Origin of the sequence: Streptomyces griseorubiginosus, from assembly GCF_017614965.1 — a bacterium.
Classification (GTDB): domain Bacteria; phylum Actinomycetota; class Actinomycetes; order Streptomycetales; family Streptomycetaceae; genus Streptomyces; species Streptomyces griseorubiginosus_B.
Genome location: NZ_WVUG01000128.1, coordinates 1 through 23,785 on the forward strand (window position 1 = coordinate 1; position 23,785 = coordinate 23,785).

Annotated in this window: 19 protein-coding genes, 1 tRNA gene and 2 pseudogenes; 15 read left to right on the forward strand and 7 right to left on the reverse strand. The window is 66.6% G+C overall.

The window, feature by feature from the left end; genetic code table 11:
• Positions 1-212: 212 nt before the first annotated feature.
• Positions 213-719, reverse strand: coding sequence for a protein-tyrosine phosphatase family protein (locus GRC12_RS23335; RefSeq protein ID WP_133044626.1), 507 nt, complete (start codon positions 717-719; stop codon positions 213-215).
• A 107-nt stretch (positions 720-826) separates the two neighbouring features.
• Here GRC12_RS23335 and GRC12_RS23340 point away from each other — a divergent pair, with 107 nt between their 5' ends.
• Positions 827-1,630 carry a nuclease-related domain-containing protein gene (locus GRC12_RS23340; protein WP_208781316.1) on the forward strand — a complete coding sequence of 268 codons (804 nt, stop codon included), beginning with the start codon at positions 827-829 and terminating at the stop codon, positions 1,628-1,630.
• 180 nt (positions 1,631-1,810) lie between these two features.
• On the opposite strand, the gene ligD is transcribed toward GRC12_RS23340, so the two are convergent.
• Positions 1,811-2,692 carry a non-homologous end-joining DNA ligase gene (gene ligD / locus GRC12_RS23345; protein ID WP_208781317.1) on the reverse strand — a complete coding sequence of 294 codons (882 nt, stop codon included), beginning with the start codon at positions 2,690-2,692 and terminating at the stop codon, positions 1,811-1,813.
• Between the two features lie 62 nt (positions 2,693-2,754).
• On the opposite strand from ligD, the gene ku reads away from it, so the two are divergent.
• On the forward strand, positions 2,755-3,858 hold the full coding sequence (gene ku, locus GRC12_RS23350; RefSeq protein ID WP_208781318.1) for a non-homologous end joining protein Ku: 1,104 nt from the start codon (positions 2,755-2,757) through the stop codon (positions 3,856-3,858).
• Between the two features lie 103 nt (positions 3,859-3,961).
• On the opposite strand, the gene GRC12_RS23355 is transcribed toward ku, so the two are convergent.
• Positions 3,962-4,117, reverse strand: coding sequence for a DUF6131 family protein (locus GRC12_RS23355; protein ID WP_244373650.1), 156 nt, complete (start codon positions 4,115-4,117; stop codon positions 3,962-3,964).
• A 464-nt stretch (positions 4,118-4,581) separates the two neighbouring features.
• Here GRC12_RS23355 and GRC12_RS23360 point away from each other — a divergent pair, with 464 nt between their 5' ends.
• From GRC12_RS23360 to GRC12_RS23370, 3 genes are all read left to right on the forward strand, one after another.
• The gene (locus GRC12_RS23360) at positions 4,582-5,976 is read left to right on the forward strand and encodes a hypothetical protein (RefSeq protein WP_244373647.1); all 1,395 of its coding nucleotides are present in this window, start codon (positions 4,582-4,584) and stop codon (positions 5,974-5,976) included.
• Positions 5,977-6,452: 476 nt separating this feature from the next.
• Positions 6,453-7,736 carry a M48 family metallopeptidase gene (locus tag GRC12_RS23365; RefSeq protein WP_208781319.1) on the forward strand — a complete coding sequence of 428 codons (1,284 nt, stop codon included), beginning with the start codon at positions 6,453-6,455 and terminating at the stop codon, positions 7,734-7,736.
• Between the two features lie 549 nt (positions 7,737-8,285).
• Positions 8,286-11,072: a PKD domain-containing protein gene (locus GRC12_RS23370; protein WP_308286611.1), complete on the forward strand. Its 2,787-nt coding sequence runs from the start codon at positions 8,286-8,288 to the stop codon at positions 11,070-11,072.
• 215 nt (positions 11,073-11,287) lie between these two features.
• Here the strand turns inward: GRC12_RS23370 and GRC12_RS23375 are convergent, their stop codons facing one another.
• On the reverse strand, positions 11,288-11,644 hold the full coding sequence (locus GRC12_RS23375) for a hypothetical protein (protein ID WP_208781320.1): 357 nt from the start codon (positions 11,642-11,644) through the stop codon (positions 11,288-11,290).
• A gap of 1,567 nt (positions 11,645-13,211) precedes the next feature.
• Here GRC12_RS23375 and GRC12_RS45715 point away from each other — a divergent pair.
• Entirely contained in the window at positions 13,212-13,862 is a 651-nt protein-coding gene (locus GRC12_RS45715) for a hypothetical protein (RefSeq protein WP_244373648.1), read from the forward strand.
• A 355-nt stretch (positions 13,863-14,217) separates the two neighbouring features.
• On the opposite strand, the gene GRC12_RS23385 is transcribed toward GRC12_RS45715, so the two are convergent.
• Both GRC12_RS23385 and GRC12_RS23390 read right to left on the reverse strand, forming a co-directional pair.
• Positions 14,218-16,035 (reverse strand): AAA family ATPase, encoded by a 1,818-nt coding sequence (locus GRC12_RS23385; RefSeq protein WP_208781322.1) that lies wholly within the window; start codon positions 16,033-16,035, stop codon positions 14,218-14,220.
• Between the two features lie 454 nt (positions 16,036-16,489).
• Positions 16,490-17,230, reverse strand: coding sequence for a GntR family transcriptional regulator (locus GRC12_RS23390; RefSeq protein ID WP_208781323.1), 741 nt, complete (start codon positions 17,228-17,230; stop codon positions 16,490-16,492).
• Positions 17,231-17,432: 202 nt separating this feature from the next.
• Between GRC12_RS23390 and GRC12_RS23395 the strand changes: the two genes are divergently transcribed.
• From GRC12_RS23395 to GRC12_RS23435, 9 genes and pseudogenes are all read left to right on the forward strand, one after another.
• Positions 17,433-17,780 (forward strand): SCO3933 family regulatory protein, encoded by a 348-nt coding sequence (locus GRC12_RS23395; protein WP_208781324.1) that lies wholly within the window; start codon positions 17,433-17,435, stop codon positions 17,778-17,780.
• Positions 17,780-19,075 (forward strand): annotated as a pseudogene (locus GRC12_RS23400) (FtsK/SpoIIIE domain-containing protein). The gene GRC12_RS23395 and the pseudogene GRC12_RS23400 overlap by 1 nt, the downstream one beginning before the upstream one ends.
• Before the next feature lie 12 nt (positions 19,076-19,087).
• The gene (locus GRC12_RS23405; protein ID WP_133044655.1) at positions 19,088-19,282 is read left to right on the forward strand and encodes a hypothetical protein; all 195 of its coding nucleotides are present in this window, start codon (positions 19,088-19,090) and stop codon (positions 19,280-19,282) included.
• 32 nt (positions 19,283-19,314) lie between these two features.
• Positions 19,315-19,605: a hypothetical protein gene (locus tag GRC12_RS23410; RefSeq protein ID WP_208781325.1), complete on the forward strand. Its 291-nt coding sequence runs from the start codon at positions 19,315-19,317 to the stop codon at positions 19,603-19,605.
• A gap of 104 nt (positions 19,606-19,709) precedes the next feature.
• Positions 19,710-19,970: a hypothetical protein gene (locus GRC12_RS23415; RefSeq protein WP_208781326.1), complete on the forward strand. Its 261-nt coding sequence runs from the start codon at positions 19,710-19,712 to the stop codon at positions 19,968-19,970.
• Between the two features lie 2 nt (positions 19,971-19,972).
• Positions 19,973-21,336, forward strand: a pseudogene (locus GRC12_RS23420) (replication initiator).
• The gene (locus GRC12_RS23425) at positions 21,326-21,538 is read left to right on the forward strand and encodes a helix-turn-helix transcriptional regulator (protein ID WP_208781327.1); all 213 of its coding nucleotides are present in this window, start codon (positions 21,326-21,328) and stop codon (positions 21,536-21,538) included. Before GRC12_RS23420 ends, GRC12_RS23425 begins: the two are co-directional and overlap by 11 nt.
• Complete coding sequence (locus GRC12_RS23430; RefSeq protein WP_208781328.1) at positions 21,535-22,923, forward strand: tyrosine-type recombinase/integrase; 1,389 nt, start codon at positions 21,535-21,537, stop codon at positions 22,921-22,923. Before GRC12_RS23425 ends, GRC12_RS23430 begins: the two co-directional genes overlap by 4 nt.
• 180 nt (positions 22,924-23,103) lie before the next feature.
• A complete protein-coding gene (locus tag GRC12_RS23435) occupies positions 23,104-23,400 on the forward strand; it encodes a hypothetical protein (RefSeq protein ID WP_208781329.1) in 297 nt (98 codons plus the stop codon).
• A gap of 233 nt (positions 23,401-23,633) precedes the next feature.
• Here the strand turns inward: GRC12_RS23435 and GRC12_RS23440 are convergent.
• A tRNA-Arg gene (locus tag GRC12_RS23440) sits at positions 23,634-23,705 on the reverse strand.
• Between the last annotated feature and the right edge of the window lie 80 nt (positions 23,706-23,785).

Consider the following 23,785-nt stretch of genomic DNA (forward strand, 5'->3'; position numbering starts at 1 on the left):
GGGTTGCCCGATACACCCTAGGCGGCCGAAGAAACGATTACCTCCGCTACTCGACCGCCCCCAAGAAACGCTTACCTCCGCTGCTCGACCGCCCCGGACCGCTCCGGAGAAGCGCTTACCTCCGTTGCTCGACCGCCGCGGACCGCTCCGGAGAAGCGCTTACCCGCGCTCCTCGGTGGTCCTGCGATGCTCCTCGAGACACCACGAGCCCCCTACTCGGCCAGCTCCTCCAGCAGCCGGGCCGTCGGCAGCCCCGCCCGCAGATAGTCGACGAACAGGTCGTTGTGCAGCGCCCACGGCGAGCGACGGGACCTGATCAGCCGTATCGCCTGCTCGGCGGAGTGGCCCCGGCGCACCAGGGCGTGCGCGACCACCAGACCCGAGCGGTTGTACCCGTGGTAACAGCGGACGAGGACCTTGCGGCCCGCGTCCAGTGCCTCGCTCGCGGCCAGGGCCAGGCGAATGACCCCCGCGAGTTGTGTGCCGTCCAGCGGTCCGTCGGGTATGGGCCAGACATGGTGCTCCACACCCGGGTCGGGCCCGTGGCCCGGCAGCCTCAGCAAGGTCTGCACGAGATCGAACTGATCCCGTACGACGGCGAACTCCAGTTGCCCAGCATGCCCCCGGAACTCGTGCCCACCCATCCACAGACCAGGCACGATCTCGCTCCACGGGGCGTCCGGAGCCGGTACGTCGGGTTGCTTCCTGCGGGTACGCAACAACGCCTCCCCATCCCCCTCCAGTGGGGCCCAACTGCTCTCAAAGGTAACCGGGTTCTTGCCGATGGAGCACCCCGCCTGTTCCCATGGTCATGGGGTGATGGTGCATGAACGGACTGCGCGTCATACCGACCTGGAGGCACGGTCAGGAACGGCTGTACGTGTGCCGCACGGACGGACACAACGTCGCCTGGTACGACCGCGAGGCGGCCAGGATCAACCTGCTCAGCGAGGAGGAGCGGGAGGGGGTGCTGCAGGCCCTGGGCCCCTTCCTCACCGGCCCGGTGGCCGTAGGGCCGCCCCCTGTGCCCACCCCGGCCGAGCTGGCCCGTCTCACCCTCCACCCGGACGACGACCTGGCGCCCAACCGCCCCGGCGAGGCGCTGCTGGTCGCCCTGGACCGCGACCCCGCCCCGGCCCACCGGCTGCGCCCGGACCCGCGTCGGCGCGCGCTGGCCGCCGAGCAGGCGGTCGGCGAGGCCCTGGACCGCCTCGATGGCGCGGGCTGGCATGCCCTGCACTCCGTCCCGCTGCCCGGCGGCGACCGCATCCACCACCTGGCGATCGGCCCCGGCGGCCTGTTCGCCGTCCACACCGTCCACGCCCGCAAGCAGCGGGTGACGGTCGCGGACCCCATGGTCACCCTGGGCCGCCGCGACCCCCACCCGCTCCTGCGCCGGGTCCGCGCCGACGCCGACCGAGCGTCCTACGCGCTCACGGCCGAGGTCCACCCGGTCCTCGCCCTCTTCGAGCCCACCGACGTGACGATCACCGTCCCCCTCCGCGACCTGCGCGTCATGAAGGACACGGAGACGGAGGGCCTGGCCCGCACGGGCGGCGTACTCAAGCCGGCGGACGTGGAGGCGCTGCACGCGATGGCCCGGGACCGGGGGACGTGGTCGCGGGTGTGAAGATGGCACCTGCCTCTGCGCAGCACCTGCCTCTGCGGCAGCACCTGCCTCTGCGGCAGCACCTGCCTCTGCGCAGCACCTGCCTCTACGCAGCACCTGCTTCTGAACGGCATCGGCCCCTGAGCGGCATCAGACTCTAAGCGGCGTCGCCCGTCGCAGGGCGTCGGCGCCTTCGGGATCTCAGGGGAGGGATCCGGCGGAGTCCGGGTCGAGCAGGGGAGCCAGCAGGTCGCCGTAGTCCTGGATGCGGGGCGCGATGTCCGGGGCCTGGAAGGTGAGTTGGCCCGGTGCGCCGCACTGCTCGACCTCGCTCCAGGTCACCGGCGCGGACACGGTGGGCTCGGGGCGGGCCCGCAGCGTGTAGGGGGTGGCGGTGGTCTTCCGGGCCGCGTTCTGGCTCCAGTCGACGAAGACCTTCCCCGGCCGCAGACTCCGCGTCATCCGGTGCAGCACCCGCCGCGGCATGGCCCGCTCGGCCTCCACCGCGAGCTGCTTCGCATAGTCACTGACCTGCTCCGACGGCGTCGGCCGAACCGCGGCGAGCAGATGCAGCCCCTTGGACCCGGACGTCTTGGCGCAGGCCTCGATCCCGTCCGCCGCGAGGCGTTCCCGCAGCCACACCGCGACCTCGCAGCAGTCGACGACGGTGGCGGGCGGACCCGGATCCAGATCGAACACGATCCGGTCCGCGACCCCGGGATCCTGGACGACCCACTGCGGCGTGTGGAACTCGGTGACCAGATTCGCCGCCCACATCAGCGACGCCAGATCCTGGACGAGCACCATCCGCGCCGGCCCCTCCATCCGAGGCACCTCGGCGGTCGTGACCCAGTCGGGCGTACCGGGCGGGACGTTCTTCGCGAAGAAGAGCTGCCCGCCGGGCCCGTCCGGATAGCGCAGGAAGGACACCGGCCGGTCCCGCAGATGCGGCAGCAGCACCTCGGCGCTGGTGGCGTAGTAGTGCAGCACCTCGCCCTTGGTGAACCCGGTCTCCGGATAGAGCACCTTCTCCAGGTTGCTGAGGGCGAGCCGTCTGCCCTCCACCTCCGTGATGGGCGTCATACGATGAGAATCTCACGCAAACTGGTGCGTAACGGCGGAAAACGACCGAAAGGGTGCTGCAGGTGAGGTCCATATGGAACGGCGCCATCTCGTTCGGCCTGGTCAGCATCCCGATCAAGCTGGTCAACGCCACCGAGAGCCATTCGATCTCGTTCCGTCAGATCCACACCGAGGACGGCGGCCGCATCCGCTACCGCAAGGTCTGTGAGCTGGAGGAGAAGGAGGTCTCCTCGGCCGAGATCGGCAAGGGCTACGAGGACGCGGACGGCACGATCATCCCCATCACCGACGAGGACCTCTCCCACCTCCCGCTCCCCACGGCCAAGACGATCGAGATCGTGGCCTTCGTCCCGGCGGACCGCATCGACCCCCTGCAGATGGACGCGGCGTACTACCTGGCGGCGGGCGGTGCCCCGGCCGCCAAGCCGTACACCCTGCTGAGAGAGGCCCTCAAGCGCAGCAACAAGGTGGCGATCGCGAAGTTCGCGCTGCGCGGCAAGGAACGGCTGGGCATGCTGCGGGTGGTCGAGGACGCGATCGCCATGCATGGCCTGCTCTGGCCGGACGAGGTGCGGGCACCCGAAGGAGTCGCCCCGGACACCAAGGTCACGGTCAACGACAAGGAACTCGACCTGGCGGACGCCCTGATGGACACCCTCGGCGAGATCGACCTCACCGAACTGCACGACGAGTACCGGGAGGCGCTCGAGGAGGTCGTGGCCGCGAAGGCGGCGGGCGAGGCACCCCCCGAGGCCCCGGAGGCGGCCCCCGGCGGCAAGGTCCTCGACCTGATGGCGGCCCTGGAGAAGAGCGTCCGGGCGGCGAAGGAGTCCCGGGGCGAGGAGCCGGCCGAGACCGGTGAAGAGGCGGAGGACGCGGAGGTGACACACCTCCCGGCCCGGAAGTCGGCGCGGGCGACGCCCAAGCAGACGTCGGGCCGGAAGTCCACGTCGACGGCGAAGAAGCCGGCAGCCAGGAAAACCACCGCTGCCTCGAAGAAGTCGACGGCCAAGTCGACGCAGGGGACGAAGAAGACGGCGACGAAATCGACGGCGAAGTCCGCGGAGAAAAGGACCACCGCCAAAACCGCAGCCAAAACCACCGCCAAGAAAACGGCGACGAAAACGGCAGCGAAAAAGACGGCGGCCCGAAAGCGCTCCGCCTGACCAGTTCGCCTGATCAGCAGGTCTGATCAGCAAGCCTGGTCAGCAGGCCTGATCAGCACGCCTGTTGCTCGCGTCTCCTCGTCCCCCGGCGTCCGCTGCGCATTCACCAATAGTGTCGACGACCGGCGACGGCGTGACCCATGGACCCCATGAGCCAGAGGGCGGCGCCGACCACCAGCAGGATGATCCCGAGGGTCCACAGGATCGAGATGCCGGTCAGAAAACCGACTATGAGAAGGATGACGCCAAGAGCGATCATCATGGCCTCCTATACGGGGTTACCACTCTTGCTCTCCCGGTTACCCCCAAAAAGGCGATCAACCGCTTACCTTTCTCACAGGCTTTCAGTGAGGTGTCCGAGGCCCGGTCGGGGTGACCCGGAGGTGGTTCACAGGGTGCGGACGGGGATGGAGAGACTGCCGCGCTGGACAGCGGGCGCAGGAACCGTACGACCGTCACCGGCAACGCGCAGGAGCCGATGGTGGTACCGGCCCCGGCAGTGGCTGCGGCTGCGACCCGAACACGTGCTCTTGGACTACGTGGGTGCCGCCGCTCGGAACCGTCCGCGTTCTCGGAGCACCGTTACTCGGCGAGGTCTGCGAGGCGCTAAACCTGCGCGGCGCGGCGTACCGGGGCGCGGCCTCAGCGCCGGGACATCGACGAGCTGCTGGACTTCCTGGAGGCGAACCACCCGAGCCTGTACGCCGCGTCGCCCCCCTGATCATGGGCAACGCCGACCGCCCGGAGCTGGGCGAGGAACTCCGGAGCTGGGCGAAGAACGGAGGAACAGATCGCGGTCTCGTCCTCCTCCGGCGCACGGGTGCGATCGACGGGACGGAGGCGGCGGCGGACGGGCAACTGTTCGGGATCGTCAGGAGTCTAGGGACGACGAACTGTTCTTCTGGAAAACACTGTCCGTTCGCCCGCGTTCCAACAGAGGTTCTCTCCATGCCGATGCCCCCGCACAACCGTCGCGCCTCCCGTGCTTCTCTGGCCGCCCTGGGTGCCGCCGGCTTGGTCGCGCTGGCCGCGGCTCCCGCCGCCTTCGCCGATGAAACCGGACCTTCCTTGGTCGTCGGGGGCATCAAGCCGATCGACGGGATGAAACCAGGGAGCACCTTCGATGTGCCGGTCACCGTGGCGAACAAGGGCACCACGACCGCCGACAAGGTGTGGGTCACCTACGCCGTCACCCGGGGACTCGACTATGCGGAGGTTCCCTCCAACTGCCTGACGCAACACATTCCCCCGTACGACGAGTTGCAGGAGATGTGGACCGCGATGTGCGCCTTCGATCAGCCGGTGAAGCCAGGCGTCGTCTACACGACCGAGACGCCTCTCCGTGTCAAGATCCTGGACCGTGCGCTCAAGGACGAACTTAACCTGCGTGTCGGGGAAGGCGATCCGTTGGCGGACGAGAACGGCAGTCCGCCGGTGGCGGGAACCGCACCGGCGCTGAAACTGGTCGAAAAGCAGTCAGGTGGCGAGGGGGCGGCAGCGCCCTACGTCGCTGTGCCCGTCACCTCCGTCAACACGGCCGACTTCCGGGTGACGGGCGCCGCGTTGAAGGGGAGCGTCGGTGAAACAGTGCCGATGAAGGTGGAGTTCACCAACGCGGGGCCCGCCTGGGTCATGACCAAGCAGGGGGAGCGGTCCGTCACCGTCGTGATCACTCCGCCCGCCGGAACGTCCGTCGTCAAGCGCGGCATGTTCTGCCGGCCCGAGGGCAAGGCGTACCGCTGCGGCATGATCCAGCCGGCTCTCAACGAGGGCGGCCGACAGCCCTACACATTCCAGCTCAAGATCGACAAGCGGGTTCCGCACGCCAAGGGCTCGGTGACACTGAGCACCGAACCGCGGCCGTTCGACCCCGACAAGACCAACGACAAGGCCGACATCACGCTGGACGTCACGGACGGAGGGCCGACGGGCAGTGCGGGCGGATCGGCCGGCGGGCCGGCGTCCACCGGCGACGACGGCACCACAACGAACGGCGGCACCCTGGCAGCGACCGGGTCCACCGCCCTGCCGATCACGGCCCTGGCCGCCACGGCGCTGGTCACCGGCGCGGGCGCGCTCGCCATCGCGCGCCGCCGCCGGACCCGAAACCTGCGCTGACGACCGTCCGCCACGAGCGGGGCACGTGCCCCTACCCACTCTTCCGCGACCTCCGCACCACCTTGAACCACGTCTTCCGGTACCGCTGCTGAGCGCTTCGCCGAACTCCTGCGTCCGGCAATCACGAGCGACCAAGCGCTGACGCTCGGACGGATCAGCTCATGTTGCTCGGGCTGGACTCAAACGGGGGCAACCGACGCCTGCTCTCAGGGAGTCCAAGATTGCTGCAGTCGTGCCCGATTCCTCCTGGTTCCCCGCGCGATCGGGCACGGGTCTGACACGACGTCGCCGCCAGACCCGCCGCCTCCTCAGTCCCTCTCCTCAGTCCCTCTCCTCTGTCCCCTGGACGATTGCGGCGGGATCACGGTTCGGCTGCTACGGCCGACCGCGCTTCACCGTGGCTCCGCAGTGTGATCAGATCGGTCCGTACCAGCGGTAGCGGCTCGGGGAGGGGCCGCGGAGGAGGGGGAACCGTGATGCCCGCCGTCGGCCGAGAGACGACACAGCAGTGCCCGGAATGCGGCACGGAGATCCGTGGCGACAGCCGGTTCACCGTCTGGTGCGCCGCCTGCGACTGGAACGTGGACCCCGAGGAGCCGCAGCCGGTCCCGGGACGGCTGGAGCGAGCCGAGCGCGCCCTCGCCCGACGGCACGGCGAGCAACTGCTTGCCGAGATGCTGAGCGGGCGGGAACCGCGTCCGCGGCGCGACGCCTCGGCGGTGACGGCCACCGCGTTAGCCCTGACCGTGCATGGCGTCACCCTCGCGCTCGCCGTCGGCGGCGTCTGGTGCGTGATGGCGGGCTGGGGTGGCGCAGGCGTATTGGTGGGTCTGGTGCTCCTGGCGCTGGCCTGGGCGCTCGCTCCGAGGGTTCGTCGCCTGCCCGGTGACCGGCCCGTGCTGTTCCGCAAAGAGGCGCCCGAACTCTTCGCCTTGGTGGACGAGGTGGCACGGGCGGTCGGCACCCGAAGCGTGCACGCGATCGCCGTGGACGGGAACATCAACGCCAGTGTCATGACGTACGGGGTGCGCGGTCGGCGGCTGTTGGTGCTGGGCATGCCGCTCTGGGAGGTCCTCACGCCCGCAGAGCGGATCGCATTGCTCGGCCACGAGCTGGCCCACTACGCCAACGGCGACACGCGCAACGGCCTGGTGGTGGGCACGGCGGTACGGACCCTGTCCCTCTGGCACCACGCCCTCCGACCGCTTCCGCACCCTTCTGCGATCGAGATGGCCGTCAACGCCTTCTACGTGATGCCACGCCTGCTGGTCCGCGGGATGCTGGCGCTGCTCGTCCGGTTGACGTCGCGGGCCGGGACACGGGCCGAGTACCTCGCCGACCGGCTTGCCGCCCGCACCGCTTCCACGCACGCGGCGGTAGGCCTCATGGATCGGCTGCTCATCACCGGTCCGCTCAAGCTCCTGCTGCGCAGCGAGGCCAACCGTGCCGCCCTCGGCGGATCGAGGTCCACCCGAAAGGCCACAGCCCGGGCCGACGAGCTGTGGGAGCTGCTGACCGCGTACGCGGCGTCGGTTCCGGAGCAGGAGTACGAACGACAGCGGCGCGCCGGAGCCCGACGCGGACACCAGGTCGACGCCACCCACCCGCCGACCCATCTGCGCCGCGCCTGCCTGCTCGCCGGGGAACCCGTGACGGCGGCGGTGATGCCACAGGCGCACCGGACCGAGCGGATCGCCTCGGAACTCGCCGCCGCCCGAACCGAAGTGGCCCGCCGCCTGCTGCGCGACGGCCCCGACTGACGCCGCGGCGGCCCTGGTCGAACCGGCCTTCAGCCTGGGAAGCGGAGTCCAGCGTCTGCTGCGCTGAGAACCACGCGCAGCTCCGCTGATCCACCCCTGTCCGGGCGTGGCTCCAGGCTCCTTCGGGAGCAGCCGCGCGGTGTTGAGGCCGACGCCTGCTGAGGGAGCGGGCGCATCTGGAGCGGCACCGCTGAAAGAGCTCAGTGGCCCAACTACGGCTTCCCCGCCCCGAGGCCGCCGTTCGCGCCGGCCACTCCGTGGACGTCCTCCTGATGCTCAGCCCAGGGGGGAATCAGCCCTATCGTGAGTGGACTGTCGGGAGAGGGCCCTTCTCCAACTCTGTGATGACCGCCATCCAGGAACCACGCCCCGGAGCGGCCAAGATCGAGTAAAAGATGCTCGCGCAACTGTTCGCCTTCCCGGAGCTGATCTAGCCTCGCTTCAGCTCCAGCGGACAGCTGACTGGATGTGACAGGCCGTGCGCGTCGGCGATCCTGCGCCCTCACCGGCCAGGGGGGAGCGCACCCGGTGCGCCACGGACAACCACTCGTGACATCCGCCGTTTTGGCGGTCCTGCTCAGCGGCCTCGGCACCAGCACAGCTCATGCGGACACCGGCACGGCCCTGTACGTCGACAACCTCGCCGCCAACTGCAGCGACACCGGCCCCGGCTCGCAGGCAGAGCCCTTCTGCCAGATCCAGCCAGCCGCGCAGGCCGCGACTGCGGGCGACATCGTTCACATCGCGGGCAACAACACCGTTTACGCACCGGTGACCATATCGAGCAAGGGCACGGCAGACGCGCCCGTCAGATTCTTCGCCGCAGCCGGCAACGGAACAGCCGTGACTGTGGCAGGCGGGCAGACGACGGGGATCACCTTCTCTGGCGCCCAGTATGTCGACATGGCCGGTATCCACGCCTCAGCGAGCGGAACCACCGCCCTGGCCTTCGCGGACTCACAGCACATCACCTACCGCCTCGCCACCATCGGAACCGGCCTCCACACGGCGGCGACCATCCCGGCGATCACGGTCGACGGTTCCTCCTCCGGTATCGCGCTCACCCGGGACCTGGTCACCCAGTCGGGCGGGCCGGTCTTCGCCAGCTCGGCCGGAGCACACGACGTCATGCTCTCCGACGACCGCTTCGCCGGGACCGTACATGGCGGCGTCACGGCCGTGGGCACCATCGGCATCCACCTCGCCGGCAACACCATCTCGACAGTATGCGGGAACGCGATCAGCCTGACCGGCGGCAGCTCCGGGTCGGTCGAGAACACCGTCGTGACGCCCTACACGACCACCACCTGCTCCGACACCGGCACACCGGCCGAGATCACGGTGGACGCCGCCTCCGCCGCGCAGGTCACCGAGGACTACAACGCGGTCAACCCGCTGTCGACCGGCACCGACTACGACTGGGCCGGCACCGCCTACGCCACCAGCCAGGCCCTTCGGAACGGCACCGGGCAGGGCGCCCACGACCTGGACCAGACGGACCTGACCATCTCCGTGACGGAGTGGCTGACGGAGCACTCCCCGCTCATCGACTCGGGCGACGCCAACGCCCCCGGAGAACTCTCCGCGGACTACTACGGCAAACCCAGGGTCAACGACCCTCTGGTCGCGGACAACGGCACGGGTGACAGCTCGTACGACCGGGGCGCCATAGAGTTCCAGGACCCGTTCAAAGTGAGCGGAATCGCCATGTCACCGAGCTACACCGCATACGTCGGGGCGCCGACCACCTTCACCACTAAGGTGAGCAACCCGTGGTCGGACTCGCTGGACGGCGCGAGTTACGCGTTCGACTTCGGCGACGGAACCACGACCACGTCGTCCACCGGTTCCGCGACACACACTTACACGCAGGACTCCGGGAGCGGCTACCTCCAGGCCGCGGTGGACGTGGACAGAGCCGACGGCAGCCGGATCGGCACCGGCGGGTTCATCACGTTCGCGGTCACCCAGCCGCCCGGGCCCGACGCGGGCCTCTCCTGCGGCCAGGACCCGTCCGAACCCCGCACCGCGAGCTGCGCGTTCACAGCCACCGGTTACTACCAGATGACCAGCGACCGGATCACTTTCGGCGACGGCTCGGCGGCTGTCACGGTCACCGGCTCCAGCGGCTACACCGCTCACACCTACGCCGCCGCCGGCACGTACACCGTCACTCAGCACATCACCGACTCCGACGGGCGCACCGCCACGGCGACCACCGAGGTGACGGTCGGACCCTCCTACGTGGTCACGAGCCCGAAGCGCATCCTGGACACCCGTCACGGTACGGGCGCGCCCCAGCGGCCGGTCGGTCCCGGCGCTGTGGTGCGCCTGAAGGTTCTCGGCGTGGGGGGCATCCCGGCGTCCGGGGTGACAGCGGTGACCATGAACGTCACCGACGCCGACGCCACCGCGAGCAGCTACGTCACGGTGTACCCGGACGGCACCAGTCGCCCGACCGCCTCCAACCTGAACTTCACCGCCGGACGGGTCAACCCGAACCTCGTCACGGTCCGGGTGGGCAGCGGCGGCTACGTCGACCTCTACAACGCTCACGGCCACGTCGACCTCATCGCCGACGTGGCGGGGTACTTCACGAGCGTGCCCAGGACCGGCGTACACCTGAGCGGCCTGTCACCCCTCACCGCACCCCGGCGGATCCTGGACACACGCTACGGCCCCGGCACCATCGGCAAGGTGGCACCGGGCAGCACCACGACCGTCACCCTGCCCCCCGCGGGATCATCCACGGTGGCCGCCGTCCTCGACGTCACCGCGACGGGAGGCACCAGCAGCGGCGTGGTCACCGTCTTCTGCGGAAGTCGCCCGAGCACGTCGAACCTGAACTACCGCGCCGGGCAGACCGTCTCCAACCTGGTGGTCACGCCTGTCTGCCGGGGCAAGATCGAGATCTACAACAGCGGCGGGCACGTCAACCTGATCGCGGATCTCCAGAGCCTGTACACCACGGGCGGGGGCCCGTTCGTGCCGACCAGCCCCACCCGCTTCCTCGACACACGCAACGGCACGGGTGCCCCGGCGGCACCGCTGGGCGCGGACGGCACCCTCACCGTGAAGGTCACCGGCGTCGACGGCGTCCCGGCCGGCGCCGCAGCGGTGCTGGTCAACCTCACCGGCGTCGCGCCGACCACCGTCACCCATCTGACGGCCTACGGCGACGGGAGCCTGCCGAACGTCTACAACGACAACCTGGCCGCCGGAGAGACCCGCCCTGTCCTGGCCGTGCTCCCGGTCGGCGCCGACGGCTGTATCCGCATCAACAATGCTCAGGGAGCCGTCAACGTCATCGCCGACCTGGAGGGGTACTACGGCTGACCGACTCCAGTCCCGTGAGTCAGCCACCAGAACGCTACCCCGGATGGGGTGCACTCTTTCCAACTGTGTTGGTGGCCCTGCGGCTGTCGAACAGCCCCGTTCATCTGCGTTCATTCGCGGCCGGTCGTGGGAGCGGCTTTCGGCTTCGGCCCCGCCTGAACGCCGGTGAACGGGGCTGAATGAGACGGAAACTGAGACGGCAGCGTGCCCCAGCTTCACGGCCTGAGCTGGTTGTGTTGAGGATCGAAGCAGACCAGCCCCATGGAGTCCGCGAGGGCCGCCGCGAAGGCGGAGGCTTCCTCGGCCCTGCTCCATTGCATCGGGATGTAGATGAGCGGGCCGCTAGCCTCTTTGATCAACGGCCCCGTCGACCAGGGCGAGGTCTCGTTCACATCCTCGGTCAGGTCACACCACCGCTCCAGGAGCGCGGCGACGTAGGCGGCAATCCGCTCGCTTGGCGGGTACTCCACCTTCGTGTCGAGGTAGCGGTCGTAGAGGTCCCTGAAGGTCCGCACGGCCGCTCTGTCGTCCGTCGGGCGCTCGCCCTCCCACACTGCCAAGTCGTAGCTCACGCCCAGAGGCTCTCATGTGGCACTGGCAGGCCGGCGTGGGCCATCAGCTTGGGAAGCTCGGGTTTTCTGACGGCTGTTGCTGTGCTGACCTGCGACGGAGCGGTGTCGGGGCCCTGGTGGCACCATGGCCACTCCCCGCTGTTCCCCGTGGTTCCCCGCACGATCTGGCACGCGAATGGCACGGTCGCTTCGCCCTCAACGTACATGGGCGGGAGCTGGGACCCGGAGTGTATGAGCCTCAGCCGACGACAGTTAGCCACGATGGCGGGTGCGCCGACCGACGACGCACGCGTGTGCCTCGATGCACTCCCACGGGCCTCAGCCACGCTGCCATGCCGTCGGCCAGAGCAAGCCCCGCCGGCCGCACCGAAGGACAGCTCCCGGCCCACTTCCTCGCCCGCGCCGCCTTACCACAAGCGGCAGGTGCTGCATGAGGATATGAAGGATCTTCCACGGAAAAGGTCCGAGCACTGGCTGTGCCGGATATTGGGGCGATAAGAAGTGTTACAGCGCTGAACGGTTGCTCAGGAGAGATTTCTTGTGGATACTCAAGGAAAGATCAATCAGTTGCGTCTACAGAAGCTTAAGTTGCTGGATGATCATTACAAGGAAGTGCAGCGCCTTCGAGTGGCGCTCGACCTTAAGGTTCGAGAAGTGAACCGTAGGATCGCCGAGTTGGGAAACAATGACGTGAACCTCCCATGCCTTGTTCGGATGACACCGGGCCCTGATCTGACGGTGTATCACTCCGTTGACAAGCCGTGTGGACGAGTTCGAGAACGGAGAAATTTCGCTGAGATGCCGGAGAATAGGGCCAAGGATGCATCGCCGTATGTCTGGCTAGAGCGGTGTACGGCTTGCGATTGGCGTCGAGCGGCACAGCTGCATGGTGAGTGTCTTGTAGGTAGCTGAAATCCCAGTCCGTAGATCCGACAGTTCTCAGCCGCTCGATAGTGTCAAACGACTGACTAATATGAGTTCGGCACGGCCTCTATGAGAGAGGCCGTGCCTTCATGCGTGGTGTACTTCAAAAGGGCCGAATAAGTGTACAGACCCGGTAGGTGATGCGTGAACACAGGTGAAGCGAGAGAGGTCTTCAAAAAATACGCTGCAGCGCTAGTTTATGTTGAGGTCGAGTCCCCGACTGGCGACCTAGGCATAGGGACAGCTTTCCATGTCGGCGAGGGGGTTTTCGTTACCGCTCGACATGTTGTGGAAGGTAAAAAGATAGTCGAAGTTGGCTCGACGGAATCAGTTTATGTTCCGCTCGCCGGAGCAGAGGCAGTGAACGCTACTACCTTTCTGCATATAAACGATGAGAGAATGGCTGTGCATTTGGTGCGCAATGGCGTGATGCGTATTGAATCCGGACCCTATATGCACAGTGACGAACGAGTCGATGTGGCGGTATTCAAAGTCCATGAAATTGACCCGCGTACGCCGGTGATCCCGCTGGGGAGTCACCTGGATGATTGGCTCGGAGGGAGTGACTTCGTCCTTACAGAGGCTGTAATTTTGGGTTACCCACCGATTCCCATGACGACGACACCCGCACTGGTTGGTGCCCGTGCTGAAATCAGCCCAAGTAGATCTTTACGATACTCCTTACGTTCACTTCGTTCTGTCTGCAACAGCGCGAGGCGGGTTCAGCGGAGGTGTCGCTTTTTCGGAGTACGGATTTGCCCTTGGCATGGTGACGCGATCCTTGCTTGCGGGCGAAGATTCCGTAGAGTCGGGATACATGGCGGTTCTTGCCGTGGAGCCGATCTACGAATGTCTGGCTTGGTACAGGATGCTGCCCGATTGTCAGGCTGAAATGTGGGATGGTCTCTGGAATACCCGGGAATTTAGCTTTTCCAGCGACGAGCCTGTCTCTGGTGAAGCTTCGCACGTGAGCGCAAAAATTGCCGTCTTCGATGACGGGAAAACTTGTAGCATGACGATCACGTCCGGCGATGGCTGTAGTGATATCGACGGCATTTTTCCCGAAATGCTACGGGTGGTGCGAAGGCACCTTTCAAGTACCCATTTCTCCTTCTCGTTAATGCGACTTGGATATTGCAAGATTGCCTTCAAAGGAGATTATTTGGAAGTTGCTCCCAGGGTGTATGCTGCAGCGCAGTCCGTAGGTGCACTACTTATTAGGCGCGGGTATTTTCCGCTTGGGTTTACTGACGAAAGCGACATCCGTTCCATGCCCGGGTTGGACTTCGCTTAGGCGGGTTCCCAGTAGACTCTAAGCTGGTTCCAGAACTTTCCGATTCCCGGCGGGAGTGGGTGATCGGGGTCGGCGGCGAAGTCGCCGTAGGCCATGGCGATGTCTGCGCGGTCGCCGAACCACTCGCCTGTGTCGGTTGAGGGACAGCACCTTCGACGGGCCGAAGCCGCCGTTGGTGACTTCGAGGTATGTCCGCTTCAGTAGTTCGGGCATCTGGTGGCCCACGATTCGCTCGACCTTGGTAACGTCCTCGTCGGACGCGGGGCCGGGTAATCCCCGGCCGGCCACGCGTGCGCGGGTAGCCAGGAGACGAGGGCACCAACAGCGGCTTTGGTCCCGCTTGCGCAATCGATACCTACCGATTTCCATCCAATACTTCTTTTGCAAATTTTCCAAATTCTTCGAGAGTCGGAATTTTCGGATTCGTAGCCGCTACCGCCTCCAAGAATGCAGCCCCACGCTTGAAATCAGTCGCAGCACTTACGAATGGCCCCAGAATCCACTTTCCACGAACAATTTTCCAAGGAGTAGGAAGCGCATCATTCCACTCCCGTTCCGCTCGAGTGATCGCTGCTTCAATGTCTGCTGGTGCAAGGCGCGGCGCCAGATCGGCAGCTTGACGGAGTCTAGCAATGGCGTCGTTACCGCGAGGTGAGGGCCAATTGAATGAATTCTCCGACCTTAGGATCCGCTGAGCAATTTCAGCAATCGCCTGATTCTTCGACTCGAACAGGAGGTTTTTAAGTAGATGATTTAGGGCTGCGATAGAGCGGTATTCAGGTTTTACAAGCGCCGCGCTAATCGCTGCTTGCAGGAAATTTTCGTCACTTAGTAGTACACCCTCGATGTCTGCGGCTGGCCACATAAAGCATCGCGAAAAGATCGAAGGGTCCGGCGGCGGGGCCATTACGTCGGCATCAACTACACCAACGATGGGTACATCGTATTCGACTAGAGACTCAAGGGCTTTGAGAACCTGTGCTCTCCCTCCTCTGCCGCGAATGCTCGAACCACCTAGGATCGGTACAAGCTGGGGAAGGATTCCCTCGTCAAACTCGCCTTCTGTGGCAACTAGGAGGCTTGCCTGTGTCAGTGAGCTTGCCTTGAATCCTGCTTCTCGATATAGGTCAATCCTTTCTCCCTCCGACTCGACGATAGTCGGAGGATTTTCGTGAGAGAGCCTGTAGATTGCCTGTGGCGGCAAGCTATCCAGGATTGACGGGCTATGGGTGGCAATGAGGAGTCTGCCTCCTTCCCTAAGGCCGATCTGGAGGGCGGTAAGCAATTTTGTACTCAAAGCGGGATGAAGGTAAGCATCAGGCTCATCGATTGCGATAATGCTGTGTCCCTCTCCCGCTCGAAACACTCGGCTGATAATTACAAGAGCTTGCCGCTCGCCACTCGATAGATCCTCGACGGAATGGAAGCCACTTCCTGGGAGCTCGATGCGTAGTTGATCGGGGTTCTCCCGGGTTAGAGGCTTGAGAGTTTTCGGATACAAGAGGAGATCGACGGCAGCCTTGAATGCCTGCCACTTGGAGACTTCCCTGTTCTCGCTTCCAGGGTTTTCACTGGGCAGGGATCCAGAAACGCACAGGGCCTTGGCGTAAGTTTCGAATTCACCATCATCGAGACGACCGCTAAATGCCGTGGATCGGGCTTCTGTTGTTTTCTGTAGGGCCACATCCTCCGCCAGCTGCGCCAAGTCAACTGCTGCATTTCTGTTGGAGACCAGCCTCCTGTCGGCGGGGAGGTAAATCAGATTGAACGTTGGGTGCGTCTTTAGGAAATTGGGATGCCCAAAGCAGTTCATGGCCGCAGTTGAGCGTGGATTGGTAACATAATGCAAATTTCCCGTCATGGGCTGAACTGAGGTTTCGTAAATTACTTCGGCTGGGATTTCGATATCACCCCATTCCGATTGTCGACTAAGTTCTTCAAGGGCCTTAATCTCGACATCTTCAAATTGAATAGTGACTGACACCGATCTTTTTTGGCTTGGGTCTCCTGGAGTCGGGATGTTGCGCGTCCAAGGTGACAGAAGACAAGCAAGCATTTTGCTCTTGCCAGTCCCGTTGGCCCCAGCTAGTGCGAGGACTTCGTGATCGGGAAGAGTGATCTCACAGTCTTGCAGTCCGCCGATATTTTCGATCTTGAGTCGAACGATTCGCATTGCCGCCCCGTCCTTACTGCCCGGTGTGTGGGCGCGATGGTACAAGTTGAGAGCCCATGCCTGGGGGCAGAGTCTCGTTGCCCGATAGGAGGAGCGATGAGGTCGGCGGAGCGGCTTTGGGGTGGCGCTGCTTTGGCGCGAGTGATCATGGCCCGTAAGCTTCCGGCGCGTCGGGCAGTCTGTGGACCTGCCCGGTAAGCACGACGTTGGGGCCATGATCTTCGAGGCTCGCGCCAAAGTGGCTCCGTAAAGCCGGGGAGCCGACCGCCCCAGCCACGACGTACCCCTTCTCTGGCATCAGGCGGCTGCATGCTTTGAGCGCGGCCCGGGCGTCGGCCGGGCTGGAGCGGGGCGGAGACAGGAGCGCAGGCCCGGCCGGGGGCCGGGCCGCGCGCGGGGAGCGGAGCGAGCCGCCTTGATCACGTGAGGAAAGTCTGAGCCAACTCGGGTTCTGCTACAGCCTGAACGACAGTTCCAACTCGTCGCCCGGCAGGTGGAACTCCTCCAGAGCCAACGGCTTGTCCGACTCCGTGAGCGTTACGCGGATGACGTGCAGGAGGGGGACCCCGTCCGCGAGTCGGAGGGCCTGGGCTTGGTCCGGTAGGGGCATGCGGGTGCGGACGTACTCCGTGAAGTGGAGTTCGTGGCCCAGGTCGGTGAGTGCGCTGTAGAGCTCCGGTGCTGGCGGCGGTGCCTCCTCCTCGTACTTGGTGTCGATCAGCACGGAGAACGGTACGTACGTCCTGTGGAGTTGGCGGAGGCGGCCGTGGTCTGCCGTTTGTAGGGCGTCGTACGTGAACATCGGCTCGCCCGGAGGGATGCGGAGTAGGTCCGCCAGGGCCAACGGGGCGTCGGTGCGGGTGGCTACGGGTGGCTCGGCGTCGGTCCAACGGATGCCGTCGGCCTCGATGTAGCGGCCGTCTGGGGCTCGGCGTACGCCGCGCGGGCGTGTGTGGCTGGGGCGGCTGTGAGGGGAGCGGGCGAAGGTGCCGCGACCCATGATGGCCTCGACGAGACCGGATGCCCGTAGCTCGGACAGACCCTGACGGACTGTGGGACGCGTCACGCCGAACTGCTTCGCCAACGCCTCCTCGGACGGGAGCGGTTGGCCGCCCGGGAAGGTGCCGTCCAAGATGCCATCGCGCAGGTAGTCGGCGATCTGCCGATACTTCGGCTGCGTGTTCTTCGGCGGCATGCGGGCCCTCCGTGACCGTGGCTTCTGCGGCTGTGCGTCGGCGTAGACGGCTTGTCTACAGGCGTGCACAGCTTCTCTCATCGCTAGGTCGGTTGACAACCCGTAGTACGGGTTGCACTCTTGCCTGTGTCACCCGTACTACGGGTGGTCTAGCAGCCCGGAGGATCGGCCTTCGGGTGCCAGAGAAGAGGAGATCCAAGAAGTGGCAAGCCTTCCGATCGACACCGCGAAGTACACGGGGATCATCTGCGCCGTTCCCCCGGCTCCGCGGGTCGCCAACCGAGAGACCGGTCAGCTCCGCGTTGACCGCGAGACCGGCAAGACCATGTATCAGATCGGGCTCTGCCTGATGGCGGGGGCGTCGGCGGACGTCGTGAACGTGAGCGTGGCCGGGGAGCCGAGTGGTGTGCAGCTCGGCATGCCGGTGGCCGTGCGGGACTTGGTCGCCACCCCGTGGGAGAACGAGGGGCGGCACGGGATCGCGTTCCGCGCGGCGGAGATCCGGCCCCTGAACGCTCCCGCGTCGGCGGGCAAGGGGGCCGCGCAGTGATGAACCTGGCCTCCTCCACCGCTTCGGCCGGTTCGTCCGGGCCGAGTTGGGTTCTGGTGGTGGCCGCAGTGCTGGTGTCGGGCCTGCTTCTCGCGGGCCCGGCCCTGCGCCGCCCCTACCCCGTTGCCTGGTGGCTGTTACTCGGCTTTCCGGTCGCCGCCTTCCGGTGCCGGATGCGGGCTCGCCGTGAGTCGGCGACCGGCACTGACCGTCGTGTCCGGGCTCGTCGGCAACGGGGCACCTCCGCCTCAGCCGCGGGTACCGCGTCGCGGGCTCATACGCCCGACCTCCGGCGGGTTCGTGCTGCTGGTACGGCTGTTACCCGGCCAGGTGCCCGAGGACTTCGTCAAGGCTGCGCCTGCCATGGCGGAGGACTGGCAGGTTCACGCGGTGCGGGTGACCTCCTGGAAGCCGGGAGTCGTACGGATTGTCGCTTCGGCGGCTGATCCGTTGGCCGCGCCTCGGGTGCCGAAGCAGCGGGGCCCTGGCCATCTGCTCCGGGTGACCGTGGGCGCGCTGGAGACCGGGGCCGCGTGGGTGCTCGACCTGCGGCGCGTGCCGCACTGGCTGATCGTGGGGGCCACCCGGTCCGGCAAGTCGACGCTGATCAACGCCCTCGTCGCGGGGCTGGCTCCGCAACCCGTCGCCCTCGTCGGGATCGACTGCAAGGGCGGCTTGGAACTGTCCCTCTACGAACCGCGGTTGTCCGCTCTCGCGACAACCGTGGGCAGGCAGTTCGACTGCTGGCCGCGCTCGTGGACCTGACCCTCGACCGCATGACCGTCTGCCGGGCGGCTCGGGTCCGCAACATCTGGGGTCTGCCGGACAAGGAACGTCCGGTCCCCGTCGTCGTGATCGTCGATGAACTCGCGGAACTCTTCCTCATCGCGAGCCGGAACGAGAAGGACGAAGCTCAGGCAGCCGGTACGGCGCTCATCCGGCTGGCCCAACTCGGCGCGGCTCTCGGGGTGTTCCTCGTCGTCGCCGGCCAACGGGTCGGCTCGGACCTGGGGCCAGGTGTCACCGCCCTGCGGGCCCAGCTTGGCGGCCGGGTCTGCCATCGCGTGGCCGACCCCGGGACGGCCGAAATGGCGCTCGGTGATCTCAACCCCGATGCGCTCAAGGCGGCTCAGGCCATCACCCCGGAGCAGGCCGGTACGGCCGTCCTCGCCTCCGGTGACGGCTGGGAGCGGGCCCGGTCGCACCTGATCACGGAGGCAGAGGCGGAAACCGTCGCCGCCGAGTACGCGCACCTGACTCCCGTCCTGTCCGAACTGCACGTCGAAGCGCCGTGAAAGGGGCCTGCCGTGCTCGTGTCCATGTCCGCCGTTCTGCTGCTCGGCCTGCTGATCTGGTTCCTCCTGCGCATCCGGTATCTGCGGTGGATCGACGCGCTGCTCTGTGGAGCCTTCGGCTTCCTGCTCTCCAAGACCGTGGCCGCGCCGTTCGCTCAGGCCTTCCTCGACGGCGTGAACGGCTTCCTCGGCCAACTCCGCTTCTGAGACGACCCATTGACCCGAGAGAGGTACATCCCGTGTCCGACTACGTCATCCGCTCCGGTGACCGTGCCGCGTTCCTGGCCGGTCTGCGGGAGCTGATCGACTTCCTGACAGCCAACCCCGCGGTCGTCGTACCGCGTCGTGCATCGGTCGCCGCCCTGGTCGACGCGTCCGACTCCGACGGCCGGCGAGAGGGAGTGGCGTCCATCGCTACTCCGCTCGGTGCGCCGACGGAAGACCTCGGCCGCGGCTACTTCGACGCTCGCCGCGAGTTCGGACCTGTCGCGTACGTCGTGCTCGCGATCCCGCCTGGGGAGCGGCAGTGATCGCCCGTATGACGGGCTCCCGACGGGGCGCGAAGTCGCCAAACCCGACCCCGTCAGGAACCCACTCCATCCGCCACGTGAGCAGTGAAAGGAGCACTCACACTTTGACCAGCGCGCATCATTCGCGCAAATCCCAGCTGCCCGACTGCGAACTCAGGCAGCGCGACTCGGAGGTCTCGACCTGCGCCGGACGGGAACAAGTCGTCCTCGTCGGGCTCGACGACACCGAGCAACGCCTGTGCCCCGCGCACGCGGCGGCACTCTGGCTCACGGATCCGACGTTCCGCTTCAGCGCCAAGACTCGGCCCGAGGGCATCTCGGCCGCGATGGCGCATGCGTTCGGCGGTGGGGGTGGTCGCCGATGACCATGACCCTCACGACGAACGCTGCTGCCCTGGTCGCCAGGGCAACTGAGGCGGACTTCGCGGCCTGGAGGCGGAACATCGTCCGCCTCGGCGGCTGCACCAACCCGATTCACCTCGTCGGCGCGGCGACCGTGTACGACACGACCACTGGCGTGGCCCTGCTTTCGTATGGGTCGGACGTCTACGGCGGTCGACTGCTCGTCGCGTGCGGCAACCGGCGCGCGACGGTCTGCCCGGCCTGCTCGGCCCTGTACCGGGCGGACACGTACCACCTCGTTCGGGCCGGACTCGTCGGCGGCAAGAACGTCACGGAGGCGGTGAGCGGCTACCCGCGCGTGTTCGTCACGCTCACCGCTCCCAGCTTCGGCCCTGTTCACACGCGGCGGTAACGCGACGGGCGCGTACGGGCCTGTCGTCCCCGCCGGGCGGGGGAGCCCTGTCCCCATGGTCGGCCGACCGGATGCCTGGAGCGTCACTCGACGGACGATCTCCGTCTCGGCGAGCCGCTCTGTCCGCGCTGCTACGACTACGCGGGCGCTGTCATCTGGCATGCGTTCGCCGGTCGGCTCTGGCATCGGTTCGGGCTGGAGCTGCGGCGGGAGGTTGCTCGGCGTGCCGGGCTGTCGCGGAGGGAGTTCGGGGAAGTTGCCCGGCTCTCCTACGCCAAGGTCGCCGAGTACCAACGGCGCGGCCTGGTCCACTTCCATGGCGTGATCCGCCTCGACGGACCGGAGGGGCCCGACTCGCCCCCGCCGGGGTGGGCGACCGTGCCGCTGTTGATCGACGCTGTTCGGGAGGTGGCCGGTCGGGTGCGGCTGGCCGCTCCGGGGGCGGCCGTCGTCGGACCGCGGGAGCTCCGCTTCGGTACGCAGGTCGACGTACGGCCGGTCACCTCGTACGGGCGGAACGCGGGGGAGCGGCCTGCCTCCGCGGCGGCCGTGGCGGGCTATATCGCCAAGTACGCCACGAAGGGAGCCGAGTCCGCCGGCGCGGTGGACGGCCGGATCTACCGCGCGCGGGACATGGTCATGCTGCCGGTGCGTGCACATGTGCTGCGCATGATCGGTACGTGCTGGTGGCTCGGCGGTCGCCGGAGTTCGAGCCGCTCGGGCTGCGTCGGTGGGCTCACATGCTCGGGTACGGCGGGCACTTCTCCACCAAGTCACGCCGCTACTCGACGACCCTGACCGCGCTCCGTCAGGCGCGTGCCGATCACCGTGCGGAGCAGCAACGGGCTTCCCTCGGCCTGGTCGACGGTCCGACGGTCACGGTCGGTCAGTGGCGTTATGCGGGTCGCGGCTACTCGCCGGCGGCGGCGCTCCTGGCCGCTTCCGTGCGGGAGGGCGGTGGTCTGCATGGCGCGTGACAGCCGTGCGAAGTCGGCCGAATTGCTCACCGTCCGCCAGGTGCTCGACGAACTGGGCGGCATCTCCCGGCGCACCTTCTACCGCTGGCGGGAACTGCGCCTCGCTCCGCCCTGCATACGGCTCCCGAACGGGGAGCTCCGGGTTCGGCGGGACGTGCTCAACGACTGGTTGGAGGAGCGGGCGGAGGGGGCCGCGTCATGAAGTCGTACAAGGTCTCTGTCTGGAAGATCTCGGTCAACAAGACGACCAAGAAACCGACGTACCTCGTGCGCTGGGTGGTCGATGGGCAGCCGTTCAGCGAGTCGCACAAGACTATGGCGCTTGCCGACCGCTTCCGGGCCAAGCTGGTGCGGGCGCTCGACAAGGGCGAGCCCTTCGACACGGTCACCGGTCTGCCCGACTCGCTACGCGGGGGCAAGGCTGCCTTGTCGTTCCTCGACTTGGCGGTGAAGTACCTGGACGCGCGTTGGTCGGAGGCGTCGGCCAAGCAACGGGACAGCATGACCGATGCACTGGCGACGGTCGTTCCCGTCGTGGTCAAACCGGCACGAGGGCGGCCTGCTCCGGAGGTGCTTCGGACGGCGTTGCGCTCGTACGTTCTGCCGGTTCCGCGAAGGGAGCGGGAGCGGCCTGAGGAGATCACTGCCGCCGTGCGGTGGATCGAGAAAGCGTCGCTTCCGGTGGGAGAACTCCAAGAGATCACCCGGGTACATGAGCTGATCGATGCGCTCGGCCGGAAGCTGGACGGGAAACCCGCTGCGACTCAGACGTACCGCCGGCGGCGCGCTGTCGTCTTCAACGCCCTGGAATACGCGGTGGAGTTGGAGCACCTTCCATCGAATCCGCTGACCCGGGTCCGGCGCAAGCGCGGGAAGCGGGCGGTGCAGGAGGTTGACCGTCGGGTGGTGGTCAACCCTCGGCAGGGTCGGGAGTTGCTGACTGCGCTCACTTACGTGGGCGGCTACGACCGGGCGAGTGGTCGGCGGCTGCGGGCGTTCTTCGGGTGCCTGTATTACGCGGCCATGCGACCGGGGGAGGCCCTGGGGCTTCGGCGTTCCGACTGCACGCTTCCGGCATCGGGGTGGGGCCGCATCGAGTTGGCGGAGACCCGTCCCACGGCGGGGAAAGCCTGGACGGACTCCGGCGAGGCTCACGACCGGCGCGGCCTGAAACAGCGGGCCCATGGCGAGGTACGCATCGTGCCGATACCGCCTCCCCTGGTGCGGCTGCTCCGGGAGCACCTGAAGGAGTTCGGCACGGCGAAGGACGGCCGGCTGTTTTCCAGCGAGCGGGGCAACGTGATCGCCGCCTCGTCCTACTCGCGCGCGTGGAAGCAGGCTCGGGAACTGGCGCTCGTCCCCGACCAGGTCTCTTCGGTCCTGGCCTTCCGCCCGTACGACCTCCGTCATGCCGGCGTGTCCGAGTGGCTCAACTCCGGTGTTCCGGCCCCGGAGGTCGCCGCTCGCGCTGGCCACTCGGTGGACGTTCTTCTGAAGATCTACGCCAAGTGCATCGACGGCCAGGAGCAGGAGATGAACGACCGGATCATGCAGGGGCTGGGGGAGGGGGACGACCTCACGGACTGACACAACCACATGACCGACGAACGGGAGCCCTGGGCCGTCTGGTCCGGGGCTGTCGTATGTTCGCTGACGTGCGGACGATCGGGTGTGATCACCGGCTGGTCGAGAGGGTGTGTCAGTCGGGGGCCAGGATGAGTACCTGTACTCAGGTGCATCTGCTGCGCTGGCGGCACGCTGACGGGCATGCAGCGGCGTTCGGTGTGGTTGGATCTTGGGCTCGCGGTCGCCCTTCTTCCGGTGTCGGCGATGCTCATCGTCTGGCTCGGAATGCATGTGATGTTCTCGGGTGATGACTTCGGATCCCCCGGCATCCGCACTGCTCATGCTGCGCGCCGTGGGGCATGGATCAACGGCTGCGTAGCGGTGGTGGTGGGCGGCGGGCTGATGGGGCTGCGACTGTGGATCGCAGGATCTCTGCACCTGCTTGTTCTTGGCGCGGCCGCTGTTCTGTTCGCCGCAGTGGCTATGCAGCATGGTTGATCACGGGAGTCTCCGGATGAGATCAACGCGTCGGCGATGTAGGTCTGCAGGACTACGCTCAGGCGGTCGTCGAATGCCCACTGACCTGCCGTGAAGCCCCTCAAGATCAACACGCTATTACAACGTGATCACTGGCAAACAGCTGCTTTCGGCGGCATCCGCCTGCACATACGCGAAGACCCCGCAATCAGCGAACGTGCTGGTGGCGGGGTCTTTGGGCACTTCCTGCGAAGTGCCCCCGGCAGGATTCGAACCTGCGCACACGGCTCCGGAGGCCGTTGCTCTATCCCCTGAGCTACGGGGGCGTGTCGGGCGCCTTGCGGGGCGGCGACGGGTAGAACCCTACCAGCTCCTTCGGGGTGTTCATGAACGGGTTTCGCGGGGG